We start from the raw sequence: 17,505 nt of genomic DNA on the forward strand, positions 1-17,505 counted from the left end.
AGGCTCACGTGCTGCGGTGACGTCTGCGCAGGGCGGCCACGCCGAGCAGGAGTGCCGCAACGGCGACACCGACGGGCACGTTGATCCGTCCGCGTGCGCCCGCAACTCCGCTCGCGTGATTCGTGGAGGTCGATGACGGTGCCAAGGGGATGGTGTCGGGATCGATCTCGTCCGCGTCGGGTTCCCGGGCCACGGGCGCTGCGATCGCCACGCGCAGCCGGCTGGAGAGCGACGGATAGTGCGGCGAAGGGCTGCGGAGCTTCACTGCCGCGACGATCGCGCAGATCGCCGCCAGCGCGACCAGGATCCCGCCGACCACCGCGAACGCGGTGAACAGGCCGTAGGTCATTTCCACCCAGCGGAACAGCGCGGTCAATCCGACGATGCAGGCGGCGATCAGGAAGATGCCCGCGGTGGCGAACAGCCCGGCGGCGACGGCGTAGGACGTCACCGTTCCGGTGGCCTGCCGGGCGCGATCCCGAATGTAGGATTGGGTGGCGCGCTTGACGCGGTTGAGCCTCTGTTCGAGCCCCAATCGCAGCAGCTCTCCTGGCGGTGCAAGCATGCGCGTCCTCCGACAATCCGCTCGCCGCGCGCAAACCGCCGGCTCGCGACATGAACGTGGAGGATTTGCGAAGGTTCCCGGCAATCAGGCGTGCCGTTCTGCGGCAATCCTTGCTGGGCAAGCTATTTGCGATCGGGGATGCTCTCCCGCACGCCGGGTAGGAGCGGACTTCATAAGGTGATGGCGGCACATGACCGATGCGGAGCCAGAGCGAGACCGTATGAATAGCTATGCCAACCAACGTTATTCCGGGGCAAGGCCGCAGGCCTTGAACCCGGAATCCCGATATTGTCTCGCGTCCCTTCCCAACAAGTACGAGATTCCGGGTTCAATCGCCAACGCGTGGCCGCGTTGACGATTGCCCCGGAATGACCGCTGCTGGGAAGCAGTCCAGATAAGGAAATGGCGGCCACCGGGGCCGCCATTGTTGTTGGCTGACGATGTCCGCGCGCGGCTTACGCCACGGCCTTGATGACCTTGCCGACCTTCTCGATGATTTCGCCGACCTGATCCTCGCTGACGATCAGCGGCGGGGTCAGCGCCAGCGTGTCACCGGCGATGCGCAGCATCAGGTCGTTGTTGTGGAAGGCGGTCTCCATCGCGGAGTAGCCGCGCTTGCCAGCCGCGTCGGGCAGCGGCGCGAGGTCGATGCCGGCGGTGAGACCAACCGTGCGGATGTCCAGCACGTTGGGCAGGCCCTTGAGCGACATCACGGCGTCGGCGAATTTCGGCTCGATCGCGCGGGCGTACTCGAACAGCTTGTCGTCGCGATAGATGTCGAGCGTGGCGAGGCCGGCCGCGCAGGCGATCGGATGCGCCGAATAGGTGTAGCCGTGGGTGAACTCCACCATGTGCTCGGGGCCGCTCATGAAGGCGTCGTGGATGGTGTCGCGCACCAGCACGCCGCCCATCGGTGCCGCGCCATTGGTGACGCCCTTGGCGAAGGTGAGAAGGTCAGGCGTCACGCCGTAGCGCTCGGCGGCGAAGGCGTAGCCGAGGCGGCCGAAGCCGGTGATGACCTCGTCGAAGATCAGCAGGATGCCGTGCTTCTGGGTGATCTCGCGCAGCCGCTTGAGATAGCCCTTCGGCGCCGGGATCACGCCGGTCGAGCCGGCCATCGGCTCGACGATCACGGCGGCGATGGTGTTGGCGCCGTGCAGGTTGACGAGGTTCTCGAGCTCGTCGGCGAAGTGCGCGCCATACTCCGGCTCGCCCTTGGTGAAGGCCTGCTTCTCGCGGTCATAGGTCGCCGGGATGTGGTCGACGCCGGTCAGCAAGGTGCCGAACAGCTTGCGGTTGTTGACGATGCCGCCGACCGAGGTACCGCCGAAGCCGACGCCGTGATAGCCGCGGACGCGGCCGATCAGGCGGGTGCGGCTGCCCTGGCCGTTGATCTGGTGATAGGCGAGCGCCATCTTCAGCGCGGTGTCGGCTGCCTCCGAGCCGGAGTTGCAGAAGAACACGTGGTCGAGGCCGGCGGGCGCGAGATCAGCGATGCGGTTGGCCAGCTCGAACGCCTGGGGAATGCCGAACTGGAACGGCGGTGCGTAGTCGAGCGCCGCGGCCTGCTGGCCGATCGCCTCGGCGATCTGGCTGCGGCCGTGACCGGCGTTGCAGCACCACATGCCGGCGGCGGCGTCGATGATCTTGCGGCCATCGACGGTGATGTAGTGCATGTCCTTGGCACCGGCGAGCAGGCGCGGGTTCTTCTTGAAGGCGCGGTTCGCGGTGAACGGCATCCAATGCGCGGCAAGATCATTCGGAACGGTGACGGCGGGGCGGGGGCTCTTGTCCAGCATGGGGACCTCTCGGACGGTTGTGCGACGGCGGCAGCATGATCCGGAAAGGTGGCGAACCGGTGCCAGAAAAGCTTGCCGAAACGGATCGTGCTTGATGGGCCTGAATGCGTGCGCCGACGTTGTCAGCCGCTGATCCGGGCCGCCGCCAAGCTATCAGCTTCGCGGACGGACGGAAATGTCAAAGGTCCAGCGTTCCCGCTGCCCTGGTGAGCGGATTCTGCACGGCAGCAGCAGATTGTGCCGCATATTGGAAGTCGCTGCGTCATTTCGCGCCAACCGGGCCGGTGTGCCTCGGGCAGCCGCGTCTCAGACGAGATCGCGCGCGGTGATCCAGAACACCTCGCCCTCGGAGTCCTCGGTGTCGAGCCAGAGCAGCGGCAGGTCGGGATAGGCCGCCTCGATCTGCGGACGGTCGCGTCCGACCTCGCACAGCAACCCTCCCTCCGCAGTCAGGTGGTCGCGCGCCTGGCTGAGGATGCGATGGATGATGTCGAGCCCATCGGTGCCGCCGTCGAAGGCCAGCGCCGGCTCGGCGCGGCATTCCCGAGGCAGGCCGGCCATGCCCTCGGCGTCGACATAGGGCGGGTTGGTGATGATGAGATCGTAACGGCGCTGGCTGAGCGGTGCGAACAGGTCACCGCGGTGCAGCGAGATGCGCTCGCCGAGGTCGTAGTCGGCGACGTTCTTCGCCGCAACGGCGAGCGCATCCTTGGAGATGTCGACGGCGTCGATCACCGCATTGGGGAAGTGGCGGCTGGCCAGGATCGCCAGGCACCCAGAGCCGGTGCAGAGGTCCAGCACGCTGTCCACGGCCAGCGGATCGTCGATCAGCGAGGTGCCGTCGGCTTCGGCGCCGCCGAAATGCGTCTCCAGCAGCTCGCCGATGAACGAGCGCGGCACGATGACGCGCTCGTCGACGTAGAACGGCAGGCCGCGCATGTAGACCTTGTTGACCAGATAGGCCGCCGGCTTCCTCGTGGTGATTCGCGCCGTGATCAGGTCGAGGATCGTCTTGCCTTCGGCCGCGGTGACCCGGGCCGTGACGAAGCTCTCGAACTGATCGGGGCGCAGATGCAGCGCCTCGCCGATCAGGAAGGCGGCCTCCGACACCGGATCGGTGGTGCCGTGCGCAAACACCAGATCGGCGTTCTGGAAGCAGCTCACCGCGTAGCGCAGGTAGTCGAGCAGGCTCGCCAGCTCGCCCGCATTGACCCTCGGCAGCCTCAGTGCCGCCGCCTTGCGCGGCGCTGCCGTCTTGACCTTCTTCGCCATCACGACTTCCAGCGCGCCGCGGCGGCATCGTCGTGGCTCTTGGCCTCGACCCAGCTGCCGCCGTTCTCGGTTTCCTCGCGCTTCCAGAACGGCGCGTTGGTCTTGAGATAATCCATCAGGAACTCAGCCGCCTCGAACGCCGCCTGACGGTGGCTGGATGCGGTCACCACCAGCACGATGTTCTCGCCCGGCCGTATCCGGCCGAAGCGGTGAATCACGGTCATGCCCTGCAGCGGCCAGCGCGCCATCGCCTGCTCGGCATGGCGCATGATCTCGGCTTCCGCCATCCCTGGATAGTGCTCGAGCGTCAGTGCGCTGATCGGCGTGTCATGGTCGTTGCCGCGGCACAGGCCGGAGAAGCTGACGACGGCGCCGATGTCGGTGCGGCCATGGCTGAGGGCTGCGATCTCGGCCGCGGTGTCGAAATCCTCTTGCTGCACGCGGACGGTGACGATCGCGGTCATGGACAGATATTCCGTTACGTCAGCCGCCGGTCATCGGCGGGAAGAACGCGATCTCGCGGGCGCCGGCGATGGCCGCATCCGGCTGCACATGGGTCTGGTCGATCGCGGTGCGGATCACCTTCGGCCTCTCGAACGCATAGGCGTAGCCCTCGCCGCGCGTGCTGAGCCAGGCGATCAGCTCGCTGACCGTGCGCACGTCTGCCGGCGGCTCGATCGTCTCCTCGGCCTTGCCGACGCGCTCGCGCACCCAGGCGAAATACTTCACCTTCATCGCGAGTCCGCCTCGATGAGATGGTGAATGCCGGCGCGGAAATAGTCGTAGCCGGTGTAGATGGTGAAGACCGCCGACAAGCCGAGCAGCCAAATTCCGATCCCGCTCACGATCGGGCCAACGGCCGTCGAGATCTGGGCGACCGCCGTATCGCCGGCCTCGCCCGCGAGCAGGAAGCCGATTGCCACCAGTTGCATCGTGGTCTTCCATTTGGCGACCTTGGTCACCGGCACCGAGACGCGCAGCGCGGCGAGATATTCGCGCAGGCCCGACACCAGGATCTCGCGGCACAGGATCACGATGGCCGCCCACAGCGACCAGTTCTGGATGGTGCTGTCGGCGGCCAGCATCAGCAGGCAGGAGGCGACCAGAAGCTTGTCGGCGATCGGATCGAGCATACGGCCGAATGCCGATTGCTGGTTCCAGATCCGCGCGAAATGACCGTCGAGATAGTCGGTGATCCCAGCTGCAATGAACACTGCGACGGCGACCCAGCGGAGCCACAAAGGATACATCCAGACCGACTGCGCGTAGATGCAACCGACCACGACCGGTATCGCGGCGATGCGCGTATAGGTCAGGATGTTCGGCAGGGACGTCGACGTCTTGCTGGGCACGCGTGTGGTCGCAATATTCATCCGGTGTACCAATACTGCCGCGGTTCGGACGTCAACCTCCGAGCCGAGCCGCTTCGGCAGGATGACGCAGATATGACGCGAATCGCAACGAAGTCTTGCGGAGATAGGAACTCTTGCGCATGCGGCAACGCGACCCGCAACGCTTCATTAAGCAACCGGACGCGGTCGCGCCAGTGCGCAGATCGGCGGGCGCGACGCACGGCTGGGACCTTGTTGCGGTGCAGTGACGGCTGCGCGAAGGCTTGAGCGAAAGCCTCAGATCGCCTCCGCGCCATGCACCGCGCACCAATGCGCCTGGCGTTCCGCGAACACGCGGTCGCGGACATAGCCCAGCGTCTCCTCGTCCAGGGTCTCGATGACGTCCAGGCTGAACGCCTCCGCGCCGTGGGCGGTCCAGGCCGCCTGCAGGCCGCCGCGGCGATGGCCGCCCTGGCGCAGGGTGAACCAGAGGCGGTTCTGGATCTTGTCGAGGTCCGGCGCGCAGCCGATCCAGCGCTCGCCGGTGGCGGCGCAGGTCACGGCGAAGATGCCGGCGGGGGTCTTGCGTTCCTTGTAGGCGGCCACAGCCGCCTTGCGCTGGTCGGGGGTCATGGTGGGGCTCCACTTTAACCTGGGTAATTAGCGTAGATTTTTATCCGGGTAAATTGTTTTTGCCGACAGCCTGCCAACTCGTCGTTTTTTTGCTGTCCCGGCTTTCACATGGTGAGCACGACGCGGCGGGTGGCATCATCCCTGGCCCAATTGCGTTCGATCGCGTTCAGCGGGATCGGATCGGCCGCGATCTCGAGCCGGGCAGGGATGGCCGCCTGCAACAACTCACCGGTGAGCGCGATCAGACGCTCGAGCGGAATGCTGCCGATGCCGCTGCCCATCAATTCGATGGCTGATGCGCGCAGCACCGCGCTCGGCAGGGTGATGTCGCCGCTGCTGATGGAGCCGATCTGGACGAATCGGATCGGTCTCGCCTCCGCGCCCGCCTTGGCCGCTGCCATCAGCAGCCGCTCGGCGCTGGCGCCCCAGAGATAGTCGAGCACGACGTCGACACCCCCGGCGAAATGGGGCTTGAAACGTTCCTCCAGCGCGTCGCCATCGCCGACCAGCGGAATGACCGCGTCGGCGCCGAGCGCGGTCAGGGATTGCAGCGTCGCGGCGTTGCGCCCGGTCGCGATCACCTTGGCCGCACCGAGATGCTTGGCGATCTGAACCGCGAGCCGACCGGACGTTCCAGTGGCGCCATTGATCAGCACGGTGTCGCCGGCGCGGAGGTGTGCGCGCTCGCGCAGCGCCGCCCAGGACGACAGGCCAGGATTGGCGATTGCCGCCGCGGTGACGTCATCGAGATCATCGGGCAAGGCGAGGCATCGCGCCTTCGGCACCACCGTCTTTTCGGCCATGCCGCCATGGGGGGCCCTGGGAAGCACGAAGTAGACCCGGCTGCCGTCCTCACAGCGGCCGACGCCATCGATCCCAGCCACAAAGGGAAACGCGCCGGTTGAGCTGTAGTGCGTGCCGGAGGCGCGGGCCTTGGTGATCTGGCTGATCGCTGCGGCGGTCACGGTGATCAGATGCTCGTCAGGAGCAGCGATCGGGTTGGCGAAATCGGCGTAGACCGGCGGCTGCCCGGCTTTCTGGACAATAGCGGCTTTCATGGTGGAGCTCCGGATTATATGTGTATAATGCACATATATCCGGAGGGGTTGATGTCGCCAAGGAATAATGTGCAAAATACACATATAAGTGAGCAACTCCGCGTCCTGCACGGGGCGCTGCTCGACATTGTGGCCGTGATGAACCGGCCGCAGCGCGACGAGGCGCTGATCAGGGAAGCCGGCATCGCGCTCGACCGCGCGCTGTTTCCGCTGCTGGTCGGAATCGAGCGATTTGGCCCGATCGGTGTGGTCGAGATGGCGGATCGGGTCGGGCGCGACTACACCACCGTCAGCCGCCAGGTCGCCAAGCTCGAGAGCCTCGGGCTGGTGGCACGCCAGGCCAGCGCCGCGGACCGGCGGGTGCGCGAGGCGGTGATCACGCCGAAGGGCAAGGCCATGACCGACCTCGTCGACGCTGCGCGCGAGCGGATCGGCCGCGCCATCTTCGAAAGCTGGGAGATCCGCGATGTGGATGAGCTGGTGCGGCTGATGCGGAAGTTCGCCGATGCGGTGAAGCAGGAGCCGCCGGCTGCGGCTTGAGCCGCGATCGGCTCAGCTCGCGTTGCTGTGAAAATACTCGAAAATCTTCCGCGCGCTTTCGGCGCTCACGCCCGGCACCTTGCCGAGATCGGCGATCGAGGCGCGTTCGATCTCTTTCAAGGTGCCGAAATGGTGCAGCAGCGCGCGCTTGCGCGACGGGCCGATGCCGGGGATCTCCTGCAGGCCGGCCTCGCGGATGTCCTTCTTGCGCAGCTTGCGGTGTGAGCCGATGACGAAGCGATGCGCCTCGTCGCGCAGCCGCTGGATGAAATACAGCACGGGATCGCGCGGCTCGAGCTTGATCGCCTCGCGCTCGGGGATGAACAGCGTCTCGCGGCCGGCGTCACGGTCGGGGCCCTTGGCGACCGACATCAGCGCGACATTGGTGACGCCGAGCTCGGTGAAGATCTCGCGGACGGCATTGAGCTGGCCGCGGCCGCCGTCGATGATGACGAGATCCGGCCATTGCGGCACGTCGTCCTCCTTGGCCGCGCGGGCGACATCCTTCTCCGACGGTGACACCAGCCGCTTGAAGCGGCGCTGCAGCACCTCCTTCATCATCGCGTAGTCGTCGCCGGGCGTCAGCCCTTCCGACTTGATGTTGAACTTGCGGTACTGGTTCTTCATGAAGCCGTCGGGGCCGGCGACAATCATCGCGCCGACCGCGTTGGTGCCCTGGATGTGGCTGTTGTCGTAGACCTCGATGCGCTTCGGGACCTGCGGCAGGCCGAGCGTCGTCGTCATCGCCTCCAAGAGCCGGCTCTGCGTTGCGGTGTCCGCGAGCTTGCGGCCCAGCGCCTCGCGCGCATTGGTCAGCGCATGGATGACGAGGTCCTTCTTCTCGCCGCGCTTCGGGCAGGACACCTCGACCTTGTGGCCGGCCTTGACGCACAGCGCCTCGGCGAGCAACTCGGCTTCCTCGATCTCGTGCGACAGCAGGATCAGCTTCGGCGGCGGCTTGTCGTCGTAGAACTGCGTGATGAACGCCGACAGCACCTCCTCCGGCAGATAGCTCTTCTCCGCGCGCGGGAAGTAGGCGCGGTTGCCCCAGTTCTGCCCGGTGCGGAAGAAGAACACCTCGACGCAGGAATAGCCGCCCTCCTGGTGGATGGCGAACACGTCGGCTTCCTCGACCGTGCGCGGGTTGATGCCCTGCTGCGAGGAGATCGCCGACAGCGCCGCGAGGCGGTCGCGATAGACGGCGGCAGTCTCGAATTCGAGCTCGCCTGACGCCTTCTCCATTTCGGCCGCCAGCAGCGCCTTCACCGCCTGGCTGCGTCCGGACAGGAAGTCGGTCGCCTCGCGCACCAGCTCGGTGTAGCCGGGGAAGTCGATCTCCTGGGTGCAGGGCCCGGCGCAGCGGCGGATCTGGTGCAGCAGGCAGGGGCGGGTGCGGCTCTCGAAGAACGAGTCGGTGCAGGAGCGGATCAGGAAGGCGCGCTGCAGCGCCGTGATGGTGCGGTTGACGGCACCGGCCGAGGCGAACGGACCGAAATAGCGCCCCGGCCTGGACTGCGCGCCGCGGTGCTTGAGGATCTGCGGCGCCCAATGGTCGCCGGTGATGAGAATATAGGGAAACGACTTGTCGTCGCGCAGCTGCACGTTGAAGCGCGGCTTGAGCTGCTTGATGAGGTTCGCCTCCAGCAGCAGCGCCTCGGTCTCCGTGGTGGTGGAGACGATCTCGACCGTCACGGTGGCTGCGATCATGCGCAGGATGCGCGCCGGCAGCGGCGCGTTGGCACGCGCATAGGACGACAAGCGCTTTTTGACGTTCTTGGCCTTGCCGACATAGAGCACGTCGTGCGCCGCGTTGAGCATGCGGTAGACGCCCGGCGAGGTCGGCGCCAGCCGCACCGCGTTCTCGATCGCCGCGTGGCCGATCGCAAGCGGACCTTCGCCGACCGCCTCCAGGCTCTCCTCGGCCAGCTCCGGCAGCCGGCCGTCATCGTCCTCGTCCGCAGCCGATGCGGCGGGATCGAGGTCGGGCGTGTCGATGGTCTCGGGCGGCAGGTCGGCCGCGCCACGCCGGCTCGGGGGCGCCGGCGCCTTGGGTGGATCGGAGCTGTGGGTGGTCATGTCCGCAAACTAAGCGCTGCCGCGCCGTCTCGCCAGCTTGCGATGGCGCCATGCACAGGGCAGGGCGGTAACGCTTCGTTAAGCACGTTAATGGCCGGGTAACCCGGCTTAACAACGGCTTAACCTAAAACTCTCGATAAATGCTCACGAAAGAAGCGAGAGTTCCGTAACCACGCCGGCCCGCGCACCACAGTCGCGCGGCGCAGGCTCCGGCGGGTGACGGCGAGTGGCGTGGAGTGAGCGATGAACAGGTTCTTGGTCGGTGCTGCCGCCGCGGCGGGCTTGGGCGCGGCGGCTCTCGGATCGGTCTCGGCCCAGGCGGCGGATCTCGGCTACGGGCGCGGCGCGCCCTATACCGTGAACCAGCCCCTCAACGCCTACAGCTGGGCCGGGCCCTACCTCGGCGGCACGCTGGGCTATGAATGGGGCACCGTCGGCAACAACCCGACCAAGCCGTCCGGTCTCACCGGCGGCCTGACCGCGGGTTACAATTGGCAGAACGGCCCGTGGGTGTTCGGCGCCGAGGGCGACATCAACCTGACCGGCGCCAATGACACCTTCGCCCCGTGGAAGTTCTCGAACCCGTGGTTCGGCACATTGCGCGGCCGCGCCGGCTACGCCTTCAACAACATCCTGTTCTACGGCACCGGCGGCCTCGCCTTTGGCGGCCTGCGCGCCGAGACCTTCGGTCTTTCGGAATCGCACACCACGGTGGGCTGGACGCTCGGTGCCGGCACCGAGTTCGGCCTGGCACAGAACTGGACCGCCAAGATCGAGTATCTCTACGTCGATCTCGACAGCAGCAATTTCGTGATCACGGGGGCGAAGAACGACTATCGGTTTGGAATTGTGCGCGCAGGCATCAACTTCCACTTCTGATGGCAACGAGGGAATAGGAAGAAGAAACGTCCAACGACAACCTCCCGGCCGCTCGCGCGGCCGGGATTTTTTTTGTCGGAGCGCTCTGTGCAATCTGGCAGGCGCGCATCATTGCGCGCGGCCTGCACGTACGAGCCGGCAATGCTGTGCACGCGAGCAGGCGCTGCCGACAGCTTCCAAACCAACGAAGGGGTGGCGTCGAGGCGCGCCCGGCTGCAATCATGCCGGCGCGTGAACCACCGCCAGGCGGGCTCGCCCTAAGACGACAGCACCAAGTTGACCGCTTTCGGGCCCTTGCCCTTCTTGTCCGGCTCGACCTCGAAGCTGATCCGCTGTCCTTCGGTCAGGTCCTTCAGGCCCGCGCGCTCCACCGCCGTGATGTGCACGAACACGTCGCGTCCACCGTCGTCCGGCTTGATGAAGCCGTAGCCGCGTTCACCGTTGAAGAACTTGACCGTCCCAGTCATGGCCATCGGGAAACTCCTCCCCCGCAATGCTTCCTCCACTGCGCGCCCTGCGCAGCGTCCGACCGGACATCACTTTGATCGGAAAGCGTTGGCCACCTTAACGCCCAGCGCTCGCCGCGCCGGATCGCCGGATCTTGTTAGGCCTTGATCACCCCGCCGCAACCATTCGCGGAAGCGGAACGTAAAGCCAGTCTTACAATCGGACACAATAATACGGTTCCGCGCCGATTGACTACGGCTTTTCGACCAGTCGCCGTTTCAAGCTTTGGGGAATTCGAGTCGGAAGCGCGCCGCGCCGCCCTGGCCGAGGGGCTTCTGCAGTTCCTGTAGGATGAGCTTCAGCTCGTCATGTAATGTCCAGGGCGGGTTGACGATCAGCAGCCCGGTCGAGGTCAGCGCCTCGCCTTCGATCTGCGGCGCAACACTGAACTCGATCCGCAGCACCTTGCCCGGCGGCTTGGCCGCGGCTGCGAGCGCCGCGACACGATCGCTCAGCTCTTCCGTCGCACGCCGGCTCTTGGCGGGATACCACAGCACGTAGATACCGGTGGTCCACTTCGCGAAGGCCGCGGCGAAGCGATCGGCGAGCCGCTCGAACTCATCCTTCGCCTCGAACGCCGGATCGATCAGCACCACGCCCCGGCGCTCGTTCGGCGGCACGAAGGCGGGCAGGGCGACCCAGCCGTCGAGATCAACGACACGGGCCTGAGTGTCGCGGCGCAACTGATCGATCAACTGCTTGCGGGGGATCGGCGCGAGCTCGCACAGGGTCATGCGGTCCTGCGGCCGCAGCAGCGCGCGCGCGATCAGCGGCGAGCCGGGATAGGCGACCAGCTCGGCCTTGGGATTGAACGATCGGACGATATCCAGATAGGGCTGGACCAGCGCATAGGCCTGATCGGACAGCCGCGCCTGCAGCACGCGGGCGATGCCGGTGAGGTACTCGCCGCTGCGCGTCGCCTCGTCGCCGGTGAGGTCATACAGGCCGGCGCCGGCATGGGTGTCGATCACCCGGAACGCGGCGGGCTTTTCCTGGAGGTAGACCAGGATGCGCGTCAGCACGATGTGCTTGATGACGTCGGCGAAGCCGCCGGCGTGGAAGGCGTGTCGGTAGTTCATGCCATCCGGGTTACGCCGTTCCGCGTCAAAAGGGTACCCCGTCGATGCGCAGGACGCCCTCCGGAGAGCCGCGGATGAGCGCCGCCGCAAGAGGCGCCGCAGGCCGACGCGCTGCGTCGCCCGATTTGCAGCCGCTAGCCGCCGCGGACGGGCGGCATGTTGACCTCGTCGCGCCGGCAGGCCTGCCGGTCGATCTCGTCGCAGTTGCGAAACTCCAGATCCTTCGACAGACAGATCCGGACCTCGCTCAGCCTGGTGCGATTACAGGTGACGGCAATGCCCGATGTCGTGAGCTTGGGGTTGGCCTTGATGAAGGCCTCCTCGACCGCCGCGGGCGCCACCGTCTTGGCCTCCGCGAGATCGAGGAATTCCGGGGGGATCTTGATGGCGGCGCGGGCTTTGCGGATGGCTTCGAAATAGGCCTTCGCCGACACGCCGGCGCAGGTGCCGTGCTTGTCCCACTCGTTGTAGATCAGGCCCGGCGCCGGCATCAGGTCGAGCATCGAGGTCATGAGGTTGCGCGGCAGGCGCGGCGCCGGCTGCTCGCAATATTCGGGGTAGCCGTTCTCGTATTGCGGCCACAGCCCGTGCACGACGAACGAATAGGGTCGGCCGCTGCACTGCTGGGACCGGTTGCCGCGGCCGCCGCGCTCCTCGGCTTCGGCGCAGTACGAGGGCGACCACGACAACGAGAGAACGTAGAAGTCGAACGCGCCCGGCGCATTCTGGCGGCGGTCCTGCGCCTCGGCGGCGCCAGCCGTGAGCACGCCGAGCAAGAGGGCAAAGCAGGCGATCGTTCTGGACAACAGGACGGCAGGTCGGCACAGGCAATCGAACATGGCGTACTCCCCGGACAATACTAGGAGCCTACCAGCGCGCTGGAACATTTCAAGAACAAAAATGGCTGCCCCGAGGCAGCCATTCGTCAGCCGGCCGCCCGCGCGAGCGGCCGATACGCCGGGAAAGGCGAATCAGGGCTTGGCGGCGCGGCAGGCCGGATTGAAGGCCCAGTTGCGATCGAGGCCGACGACGCAGAACTCGACGCCCTGGTCATAGCCGGCGAAGCCGCCATCCTCGATGATCGAGAAGTTGACGGTGCGCGCCTTGCCGTCGCTGATCATCACGCTGCCGGTGCAGAAGCGACGCGGAATGTTGTCGGACTGCCAGGGCCGGAAGGCGATCTCATGGACATTGGCGACGCCGGTGATCGTCAGCGAGGAATTCCAGAAGGTGCTCTCCTTGTCCTGGAATCGCGAGACGATGGTCGGAATGGCCGCCTCGCAAGGCGCGACCCGGCCTTCATATTTCGGACCGGACAACCAGAAGTTCATCTCGAGCGGGTTGGCGGCCTGAGCCGGGGCGGTGGCGACGATGGCGGCAAGCAGCGCGCCACAGGCGGCGCCGAACATCTTGAAAGGTGAGCTGAAGTCGCGCATGGGCCGTCCGCAAGGCTGATCCGGGAGCGTGGACCGTGCCGCGGCGGCCACAGGAGGTCAAGTGCAACGCGGCAACACTCCACGATTAGTCCTGTTAACGCGAGGCCGGTGTTCTTTTCTTGACCGGACAGGACCTTTAGAATGGCAGGCCAGATCGAGGAGAATGCAATGCGGACGCTGATGGCCGGATTCGTGAAGACTGCAGGCCTCGTGGCCGCTGGGATGGTGCTGGTTGCCGCGTCCGCCCAGGCCGACGTGGTGCCGCCCTTCAAGGGCAACGACACCGGCGGCATCATCGCCTTCCAGCTGGCCCAGACCACGGATGCGCGCCAGCTCGCGGTCGATCATTGCGCCTCCTACGGCAAGGTCGCGAAGTTCCGCGCCGTCGATGCGCGTTACGGTGGCTACGTTTCGTTCGCCTGCCGCTGGGTGCCCTATGGCTCGGCGCAGCGGCCGCTGCGGACGCTGTACTGACCTTCCATCAACTGCCGTTCTCCCAATTGCCATTTTTCTGCGGCATTCGCTCCGGCATCGATCAACGAGCCGGAACGGGGCATATGACCTGCACACGCATCGCAATTGGGCTGTTGGCCTGCTGCCTCCTGGGCGTGACCGCGAGTCATGAGGCACGGGCCGTCGACCTGCCGGTGCGCAAGGCCGGCCTGTGGGAGCTGAAGATGATCAGATCCGGCGGTCAGCTGCCGGAGGCGACGATGCAGCACTGCACCGACGCGGCCACCGACAAGGAGATGAACAACTTCGCCTCGCCGATGGCGCAGCAGGTCTGCTCCAAGCAGGACATCCAGAAGACCGCGACCGGCTACGTCTCCGATTCGGTCTGCAATTTCGGCGGCATCAATACGACGTCGCATGCCGACATCACCGGCGACTTCAACTCGGCCTATACGGTGAAGACGATGTCGCGCGTCACGGGCGGCGCCGCCGGCACCGGGGTGAAGGACACCGCGATGACGATCGAGGCCAGATGGCTCGGCGCCTGCAAGCCCGACCAGAAGCCCGGCGACATCGTGATGCCTGGCGGCATGAAGATGAATATCAAGGACATGAACAAGCTGAAGGCGCTGATCCCGGGCGTGAAGCAGTAAGCGGGCGCTCGTTGCGTGTGGCGGGCGCAGAGACGTGGGTTGGCGTTCATCCGCGGACGCGAAGCACGATCTTCCCGATGTGTCGGCTCGTCTCCATGCGCTCGTGCGCATCGGCTGCCTCGGACAGGCGATAGGTGCTGTCGATGAGCGGCCGAATGGCCGTTCCGAGCAGGGGCGAGATGCGTTGCCGCAGCTCGCTTGCGAGGCGGAGTTTGATATCGAGTGACGTCGACCGCAGGAATGCGCCGGTAATGCTGGCCCGGCGCGCCATCAGGCTGCGCAGCGGCACCGCCAGCTCCTTGCCATGTCCGGCCGAGAGCAGGGCGATCCGTCCGCCCATCGCGAGCGCCGCAAGGTCCTGTGCGATGTGAGCGCCGGCGGAGGTGTCGAGGATGCAGTCGACCCCGCGCTTCCCCGTCGCCGCGCGGATCTGCTCGGCGAGATCGGGATCGGCATAGTCGAACACGGCGCTGCAGCCGAGCCCGAGTGCCACGGCGCGCTTCTCTGCGGTGCCGGCGGTGGCAATGACGGGATGACCCAGCGCGCGCAGCAGCTGGATCGCGATCGTGCCGACGCCGCTGCTTCCGCCATGAATCAGGGCCGTCTCGCCGGGCATCATGCGCATCAGCTCGAAGAAATTGAACCAGGTCGTGAACAGCGCTTCGGGTAGGCCGGCGCCTTGGATCAAGTCGAGGCCGCTCGGCAAGTCCAGTGCAAGATGCTGATCGGTGCCGACGTATTGCGCGTATGAGCCGCCGTCGGTCAGTGCGATCACCGCTCTACCCAGCCGTTCCGGGGAAACGTTGGCGCCGCAGGCCACGATGCGCCCCGAGGCTTCCAATCCCGGTATGGGATTGGGCTCCCGCGACGGCCCGGCAGCGCGCTGGTTGCAGTCATGACGGTTGATGCCGGCGGCTGCGACCTCGATCAGCACATCGTCTGGTCCGAGGCGAGGGACCGGCCAGTCCTGTCGCTCCGACAGGACCTCCGGGCCGCCCGCGGCGGTGATGATGACGGCGCGCTGATCGTCCGGAATCATGCTTGGTCGCTCATGTGCTCACTTGCCGACCAGGCTGCACTTGCTGCGGTCGAGCGGGCGAAACGCCTGATCGGGGGCGATCTTCGTCACCAGCTTGACGAAGTCCCAGGGGCGCTTCGATTCGGCGGGGGTCTTGACCTGGACCAGATAAAGGTCGTGCACCATGCGCTGGTCGTCGCGGATCTGGCCGTGGTCCGCATAGGCATCCGAGACCGGCGTGGCTTTCATCCGGGCCATCACCGTTGCGCCGTCGTCGCTGTCGGCATCCTTCACCGCCTGCAGATAGTGCCGCACGGCCGAATAGACCCCGGCCTGGATCTGTGACGGCATCGCCCTCCGGCGCGCGTAGAACGCGTCGGAGAAGCGGCGCGCGGCGGGAGAGGCATCCTCGAAGAAGCTGGTGACGATGAGATCGCCCTGCGTCGCCTTGAGGCCGATGGCCTCGATGTCGACGTTCTGGAACGACATCGGCACGATCTTCATGCCCTGGGCCGCAAGCCCGAATTCCTCGGCCTGCTTGATGGCCGTGGCATTGTCGCCGGCGACGTTGAGCGCCAGGATCTTGGCGCCGGAGGCCTGGGCCTGCAGCAGGAACGAGCCGTAATCCGGCGTGCCGAGCTGCGCCTTGACGCTGCCGGCGACCGTGCCGCCGAGCTCGGCGATGCGGGCGCGCGCGGTCGCCTCGACCGAATGGCCGAACGCGTAGTCGCCGGTGATGAAGAACCACGGCTCCTTGCTGGTCTGCATGATGCCCGACACGACGGCTGTCGCGGTCGAATAGGCGTCGTGCGTCCATTGCACCGAGGTCGGGGCGCAGGCCTCGTCGGTGAGCTGATTGGCGCCGGCCCCGGAGATGAGAAAGATCTTGCCGTTGCTGCGCACCAGCTCCTGGACGCCAAGGGCCGCGCCGGAGCTGCCGCCGTCGGCGATCGCCTGCACAGCGTCCTGCTCGAACCAGCGCCGGGCGATCGCGACCGCGATATCCGGCTTGTTCTGATGATCGGCCTGAAGGATTTCGATCGGCCTGCCGTTGATCTTGCCACCGAACTCCTCAGCGGCCATCCGGGCCGCTTCCACGGAGCCGGGCCCCATCGCGGTCGCGAAGATGCCGGTCATGTCGGTGAGCACACCGATACGGATGGCACCCCCCTTGATTTCGGCCTGCGCGGATGAGCCTGCAAGCAGTAGCAGGCCAGCGATGCTGGATCTGAGACAGCGCGACATGATGATCCTCCCCGGATTTGAAGATTTTGCTTTTTGTCGTGTTTGATTGGTGCGCCTCGCGGTTCTCCGCGAGGCGGAAACGTCAGGCTTCCAGTTCGGCAGTCACGGCATTGCGCAGCACGCCGATGCCCGAGATGTCGACCTCGACCGTATCGCCGGGCTTCATGAACAGAGGCGGGGTGCGCTTGAGGCCGACGCCTCCCGGCGTGCCGGTGACGATCACGTCCCCGGGCAGCAAGGTCATGATCGTCGAGCAATAGACGATCAGATCGGGCACGTCGGTGATGAGGAGATCCGTGGTGGTCCGCTGCACGGTCTCGCCATTGAGGCGGGTCTGCAGCGTCAGCTTGGACGGGTCGGGAATTTCGTCGGCGGTGACCAGCCAGGGGCCGAATGCGCCGGACTGGTCGAAGGTCTTGCCCGACAGGAATTGCGACGTGTGGCGTTGCCAGTCGCGGATGCTGCCTTCATTGTAGCAGGAATAGCCGGCGATGTGTGTGAGCGCGTCCTCGCGCCGGACATGCCGCCCGGCTTTCCCGATCACGAGCGCGAGTTCGCCCTCGTAGTCGAAATGATCGGAGACACCAGGGCGAACGATCGGCTGCAGATGTCCGACCTGGCTGGTCGGAAAGCGCGCGAACAGCGCGGGCTTCTCGGTGACCGTTCGTCCGGTCTCGGCGACGTGGTCGCGATAGTTCAGTCCGACGCAGATGATCTTGCCGGGATCGGGGATGACGGGCGCGAAGGTGATCGCATCGAGCGGATAGTCGGGCTGTTCGGAGGTGAGCAGCGCGGCAGCGTCGCGAAGCGCATCCGCCTCGAGCAGCGCGCGCAGGCTCTTCGCCGGGAGCCGCCGGCAGAGGTCGACGACACCGTCTCCCTTCACCGCGCCGTATCCGGGACGCCCGTCGATCACAAAGGAAACCAGCTTCATACGTGAACCCTCTCAAAAAGAACGGAA

The 17,505-nt window shown here is 66.1% G+C and carries 20 protein-coding genes; 4 read left to right on the plus strand and 16 right to left on the minus strand.

Going from position 1 to position 17,505, the window contains the following annotated elements; all coding sequences use genetic code 11:
* Window positions 1-4: 4 nt before the first annotated feature.
* The 8 genes from QW863_RS29945 to QW863_RS29980 form a co-directional block, all read right to left on the minus strand.
* Window positions 5-565 (minus strand): phage holin family protein, encoded by a 561-nt coding sequence (locus tag QW863_RS29945; protein ID WP_315713612.1) that lies wholly within the window; start codon window positions 563-565, stop codon window positions 5-7.
* 455 nt (window positions 566-1,020) lie between these two features.
* A complete protein-coding gene (locus QW863_RS29950) occupies window positions 1,021-2,364 on the minus strand; it encodes an aspartate aminotransferase family protein (protein WP_315713611.1) in 1,344 nt (447 codons plus the stop codon).
* A gap of 306 nt (window positions 2,365-2,670) precedes the next feature.
* A complete protein-coding gene (gene prmB / locus QW863_RS29955) occupies window positions 2,671-3,636 on the minus strand; it encodes a 50S ribosomal protein L3 N(5)-glutamine methyltransferase (RefSeq protein ID WP_315713610.1) in 966 nt (321 codons plus the stop codon).
* Window positions 3,636-4,100 carry a molybdenum cofactor biosynthesis protein MoaE gene (locus QW863_RS29960; RefSeq protein ID WP_315713609.1) on the minus strand — a complete coding sequence of 155 codons (465 nt, stop codon included), beginning with the start codon at window positions 4,098-4,100 and terminating at the stop codon, window positions 3,636-3,638. The genes prmB and QW863_RS29960 overlap by 1 nt, the downstream gene beginning before the upstream one ends.
* Window positions 4,101-4,119: 19 nt before the next feature.
* The gene (gene moaD / locus QW863_RS29965; protein ID WP_315713608.1) at window positions 4,120-4,371 is read right to left on the minus strand and encodes a molybdopterin converting factor subunit 1; all 252 of its coding nucleotides are present in this window, start codon (window positions 4,369-4,371) and stop codon (window positions 4,120-4,122) included.
* Window positions 4,368-5,009 carry a CDP-diacylglycerol--glycerol-3-phosphate 3-phosphatidyltransferase gene (gene pgsA, locus QW863_RS29970; RefSeq protein ID WP_315713607.1) on the minus strand — a complete coding sequence of 214 codons (642 nt, stop codon included), beginning with the start codon at window positions 5,007-5,009 and terminating at the stop codon, window positions 4,368-4,370. Before pgsA ends, moaD begins: the two co-directional genes overlap by 4 nt.
* A 255-nt stretch (window positions 5,010-5,264) precedes the next feature.
* The gene (locus tag QW863_RS29975) at window positions 5,265-5,600 is read right to left on the minus strand and encodes a GIY-YIG nuclease family protein (RefSeq protein WP_315713606.1); all 336 of its coding nucleotides are present in this window, start codon (window positions 5,598-5,600) and stop codon (window positions 5,265-5,267) included.
* Window positions 5,601-5,704: 104 nt separating this feature from the next.
* Window positions 5,705-6,658 (minus strand): zinc-binding alcohol dehydrogenase family protein, encoded by a 954-nt coding sequence (locus QW863_RS29980; protein WP_315713605.1) that lies wholly within the window; start codon window positions 6,656-6,658, stop codon window positions 5,705-5,707.
* A 51-nt stretch (window positions 6,659-6,709) separates the two neighbouring features.
* Here QW863_RS29980 and QW863_RS29985 point away from each other — a divergent pair, with 51 nt between their 5' ends.
* Complete coding sequence (locus QW863_RS29985; protein ID WP_315713604.1) at window positions 6,710-7,198, plus strand: MarR family winged helix-turn-helix transcriptional regulator; 489 nt, start codon at window positions 6,710-6,712, stop codon at window positions 7,196-7,198.
* Between the two features lie 12 nt (window positions 7,199-7,210).
* Here the strand turns inward: QW863_RS29985 and uvrC are convergent, their stop codons facing one another.
* Window positions 7,211-9,274 carry an excinuclease ABC subunit UvrC gene (uvrC, locus tag QW863_RS29990; RefSeq protein ID WP_315713603.1) on the minus strand — a complete coding sequence of 688 codons (2,064 nt, stop codon included), beginning with the start codon at window positions 9,272-9,274 and terminating at the stop codon, window positions 7,211-7,213.
* Between the two features lie 243 nt (window positions 9,275-9,517).
* On the opposite strand from uvrC, the gene QW863_RS29995 reads away from it, so the two are divergent.
* Window positions 9,518-10,153 carry a porin family protein gene (locus tag QW863_RS29995; RefSeq protein ID WP_315713602.1) on the plus strand — a complete coding sequence of 212 codons (636 nt, stop codon included), beginning with the start codon at window positions 9,518-9,520 and terminating at the stop codon, window positions 10,151-10,153.
* 257 nt (window positions 10,154-10,410) lie between these two features.
* On the opposite strand, the gene QW863_RS30000 is transcribed toward QW863_RS29995, so the two are convergent.
* From QW863_RS30000 to QW863_RS30015, 4 genes are all read right to left on the minus strand, one after another.
* On the minus strand, window positions 10,411-10,626 hold the full coding sequence (locus QW863_RS30000; RefSeq protein WP_006612991.1) for a cold-shock protein: 216 nt from the start codon (window positions 10,624-10,626) through the stop codon (window positions 10,411-10,413).
* 252 nt (window positions 10,627-10,878) lie between these two features.
* Entirely contained in the window at window positions 10,879-11,739 is an 861-nt protein-coding gene (locus QW863_RS30005) for a 23S rRNA (adenine(2030)-N(6))-methyltransferase RlmJ (RefSeq protein WP_315713601.1), read from the minus strand.
* Window positions 11,740-11,873: 134 nt separating this feature from the next.
* The gene (locus QW863_RS30010; RefSeq protein WP_315713600.1) at window positions 11,874-12,578 is read right to left on the minus strand and encodes a ribonuclease T2; all 705 of its coding nucleotides are present in this window, start codon (window positions 12,576-12,578) and stop codon (window positions 11,874-11,876) included.
* A 132-nt stretch (window positions 12,579-12,710) separates the two neighbouring features.
* On the minus strand, window positions 12,711-13,175 hold the full coding sequence (locus tag QW863_RS30015; RefSeq protein ID WP_315713599.1) for a hypothetical protein: 465 nt from the start codon (window positions 13,173-13,175) through the stop codon (window positions 12,711-12,713).
* A 168-nt stretch (window positions 13,176-13,343) separates the two neighbouring features.
* On the opposite strand from QW863_RS30015, the gene QW863_RS30020 reads away from it, so the two are divergent.
* The gene (locus QW863_RS30020; RefSeq protein WP_315713661.1) at window positions 13,344-13,649 is read left to right on the plus strand and encodes a hypothetical protein; all 306 of its coding nucleotides are present in this window, start codon (window positions 13,344-13,346) and stop codon (window positions 13,647-13,649) included.
* An 83-nt stretch (window positions 13,650-13,732) separates the two neighbouring features.
* On the plus strand, window positions 13,733-14,281 hold the full coding sequence (locus QW863_RS30025; protein ID WP_315713598.1) for a DUF3617 domain-containing protein: 549 nt from the start codon (window positions 13,733-13,735) through the stop codon (window positions 14,279-14,281).
* Between the two features lie 46 nt (window positions 14,282-14,327).
* On the opposite strand, the gene QW863_RS30030 is transcribed toward QW863_RS30025, so the two are convergent.
* The 3 genes from QW863_RS30030 to QW863_RS30040 all read right to left on the minus strand — a co-directional run bounded on the left by QW863_RS30030 (window position 14,328) and on the right by QW863_RS30040 (window position 17,478).
* Window positions 14,328-15,320 (minus strand): NAD(P)H-quinone oxidoreductase, encoded by a 993-nt coding sequence (locus QW863_RS30030; protein ID WP_315713597.1) that lies wholly within the window; start codon window positions 15,318-15,320, stop codon window positions 14,328-14,330.
* An 18-nt stretch (window positions 15,321-15,338) separates the two neighbouring features.
* The gene (locus QW863_RS30035) at window positions 15,339-16,544 is read right to left on the minus strand and encodes an ABC transporter substrate-binding protein (RefSeq protein ID WP_315713596.1); all 1,206 of its coding nucleotides are present in this window, start codon (window positions 16,542-16,544) and stop codon (window positions 15,339-15,341) included.
* Window positions 16,545-16,626: 82 nt separating this feature from the next.
* Complete coding sequence (locus QW863_RS30040; RefSeq protein ID WP_315713595.1) at window positions 16,627-17,478, minus strand: fumarylacetoacetate hydrolase family protein; 852 nt, start codon at window positions 17,476-17,478, stop codon at window positions 16,627-16,629.
* Between the last annotated feature and the right edge of the window lie 27 nt (window positions 17,479-17,505).

The organism is Bradyrhizobium sp. SZCCHNR1017 (assembly GCF_032381375.1).
GTDB lineage: Bacteria > Pseudomonadota > Alphaproteobacteria > Rhizobiales > Xanthobacteraceae > Bradyrhizobium.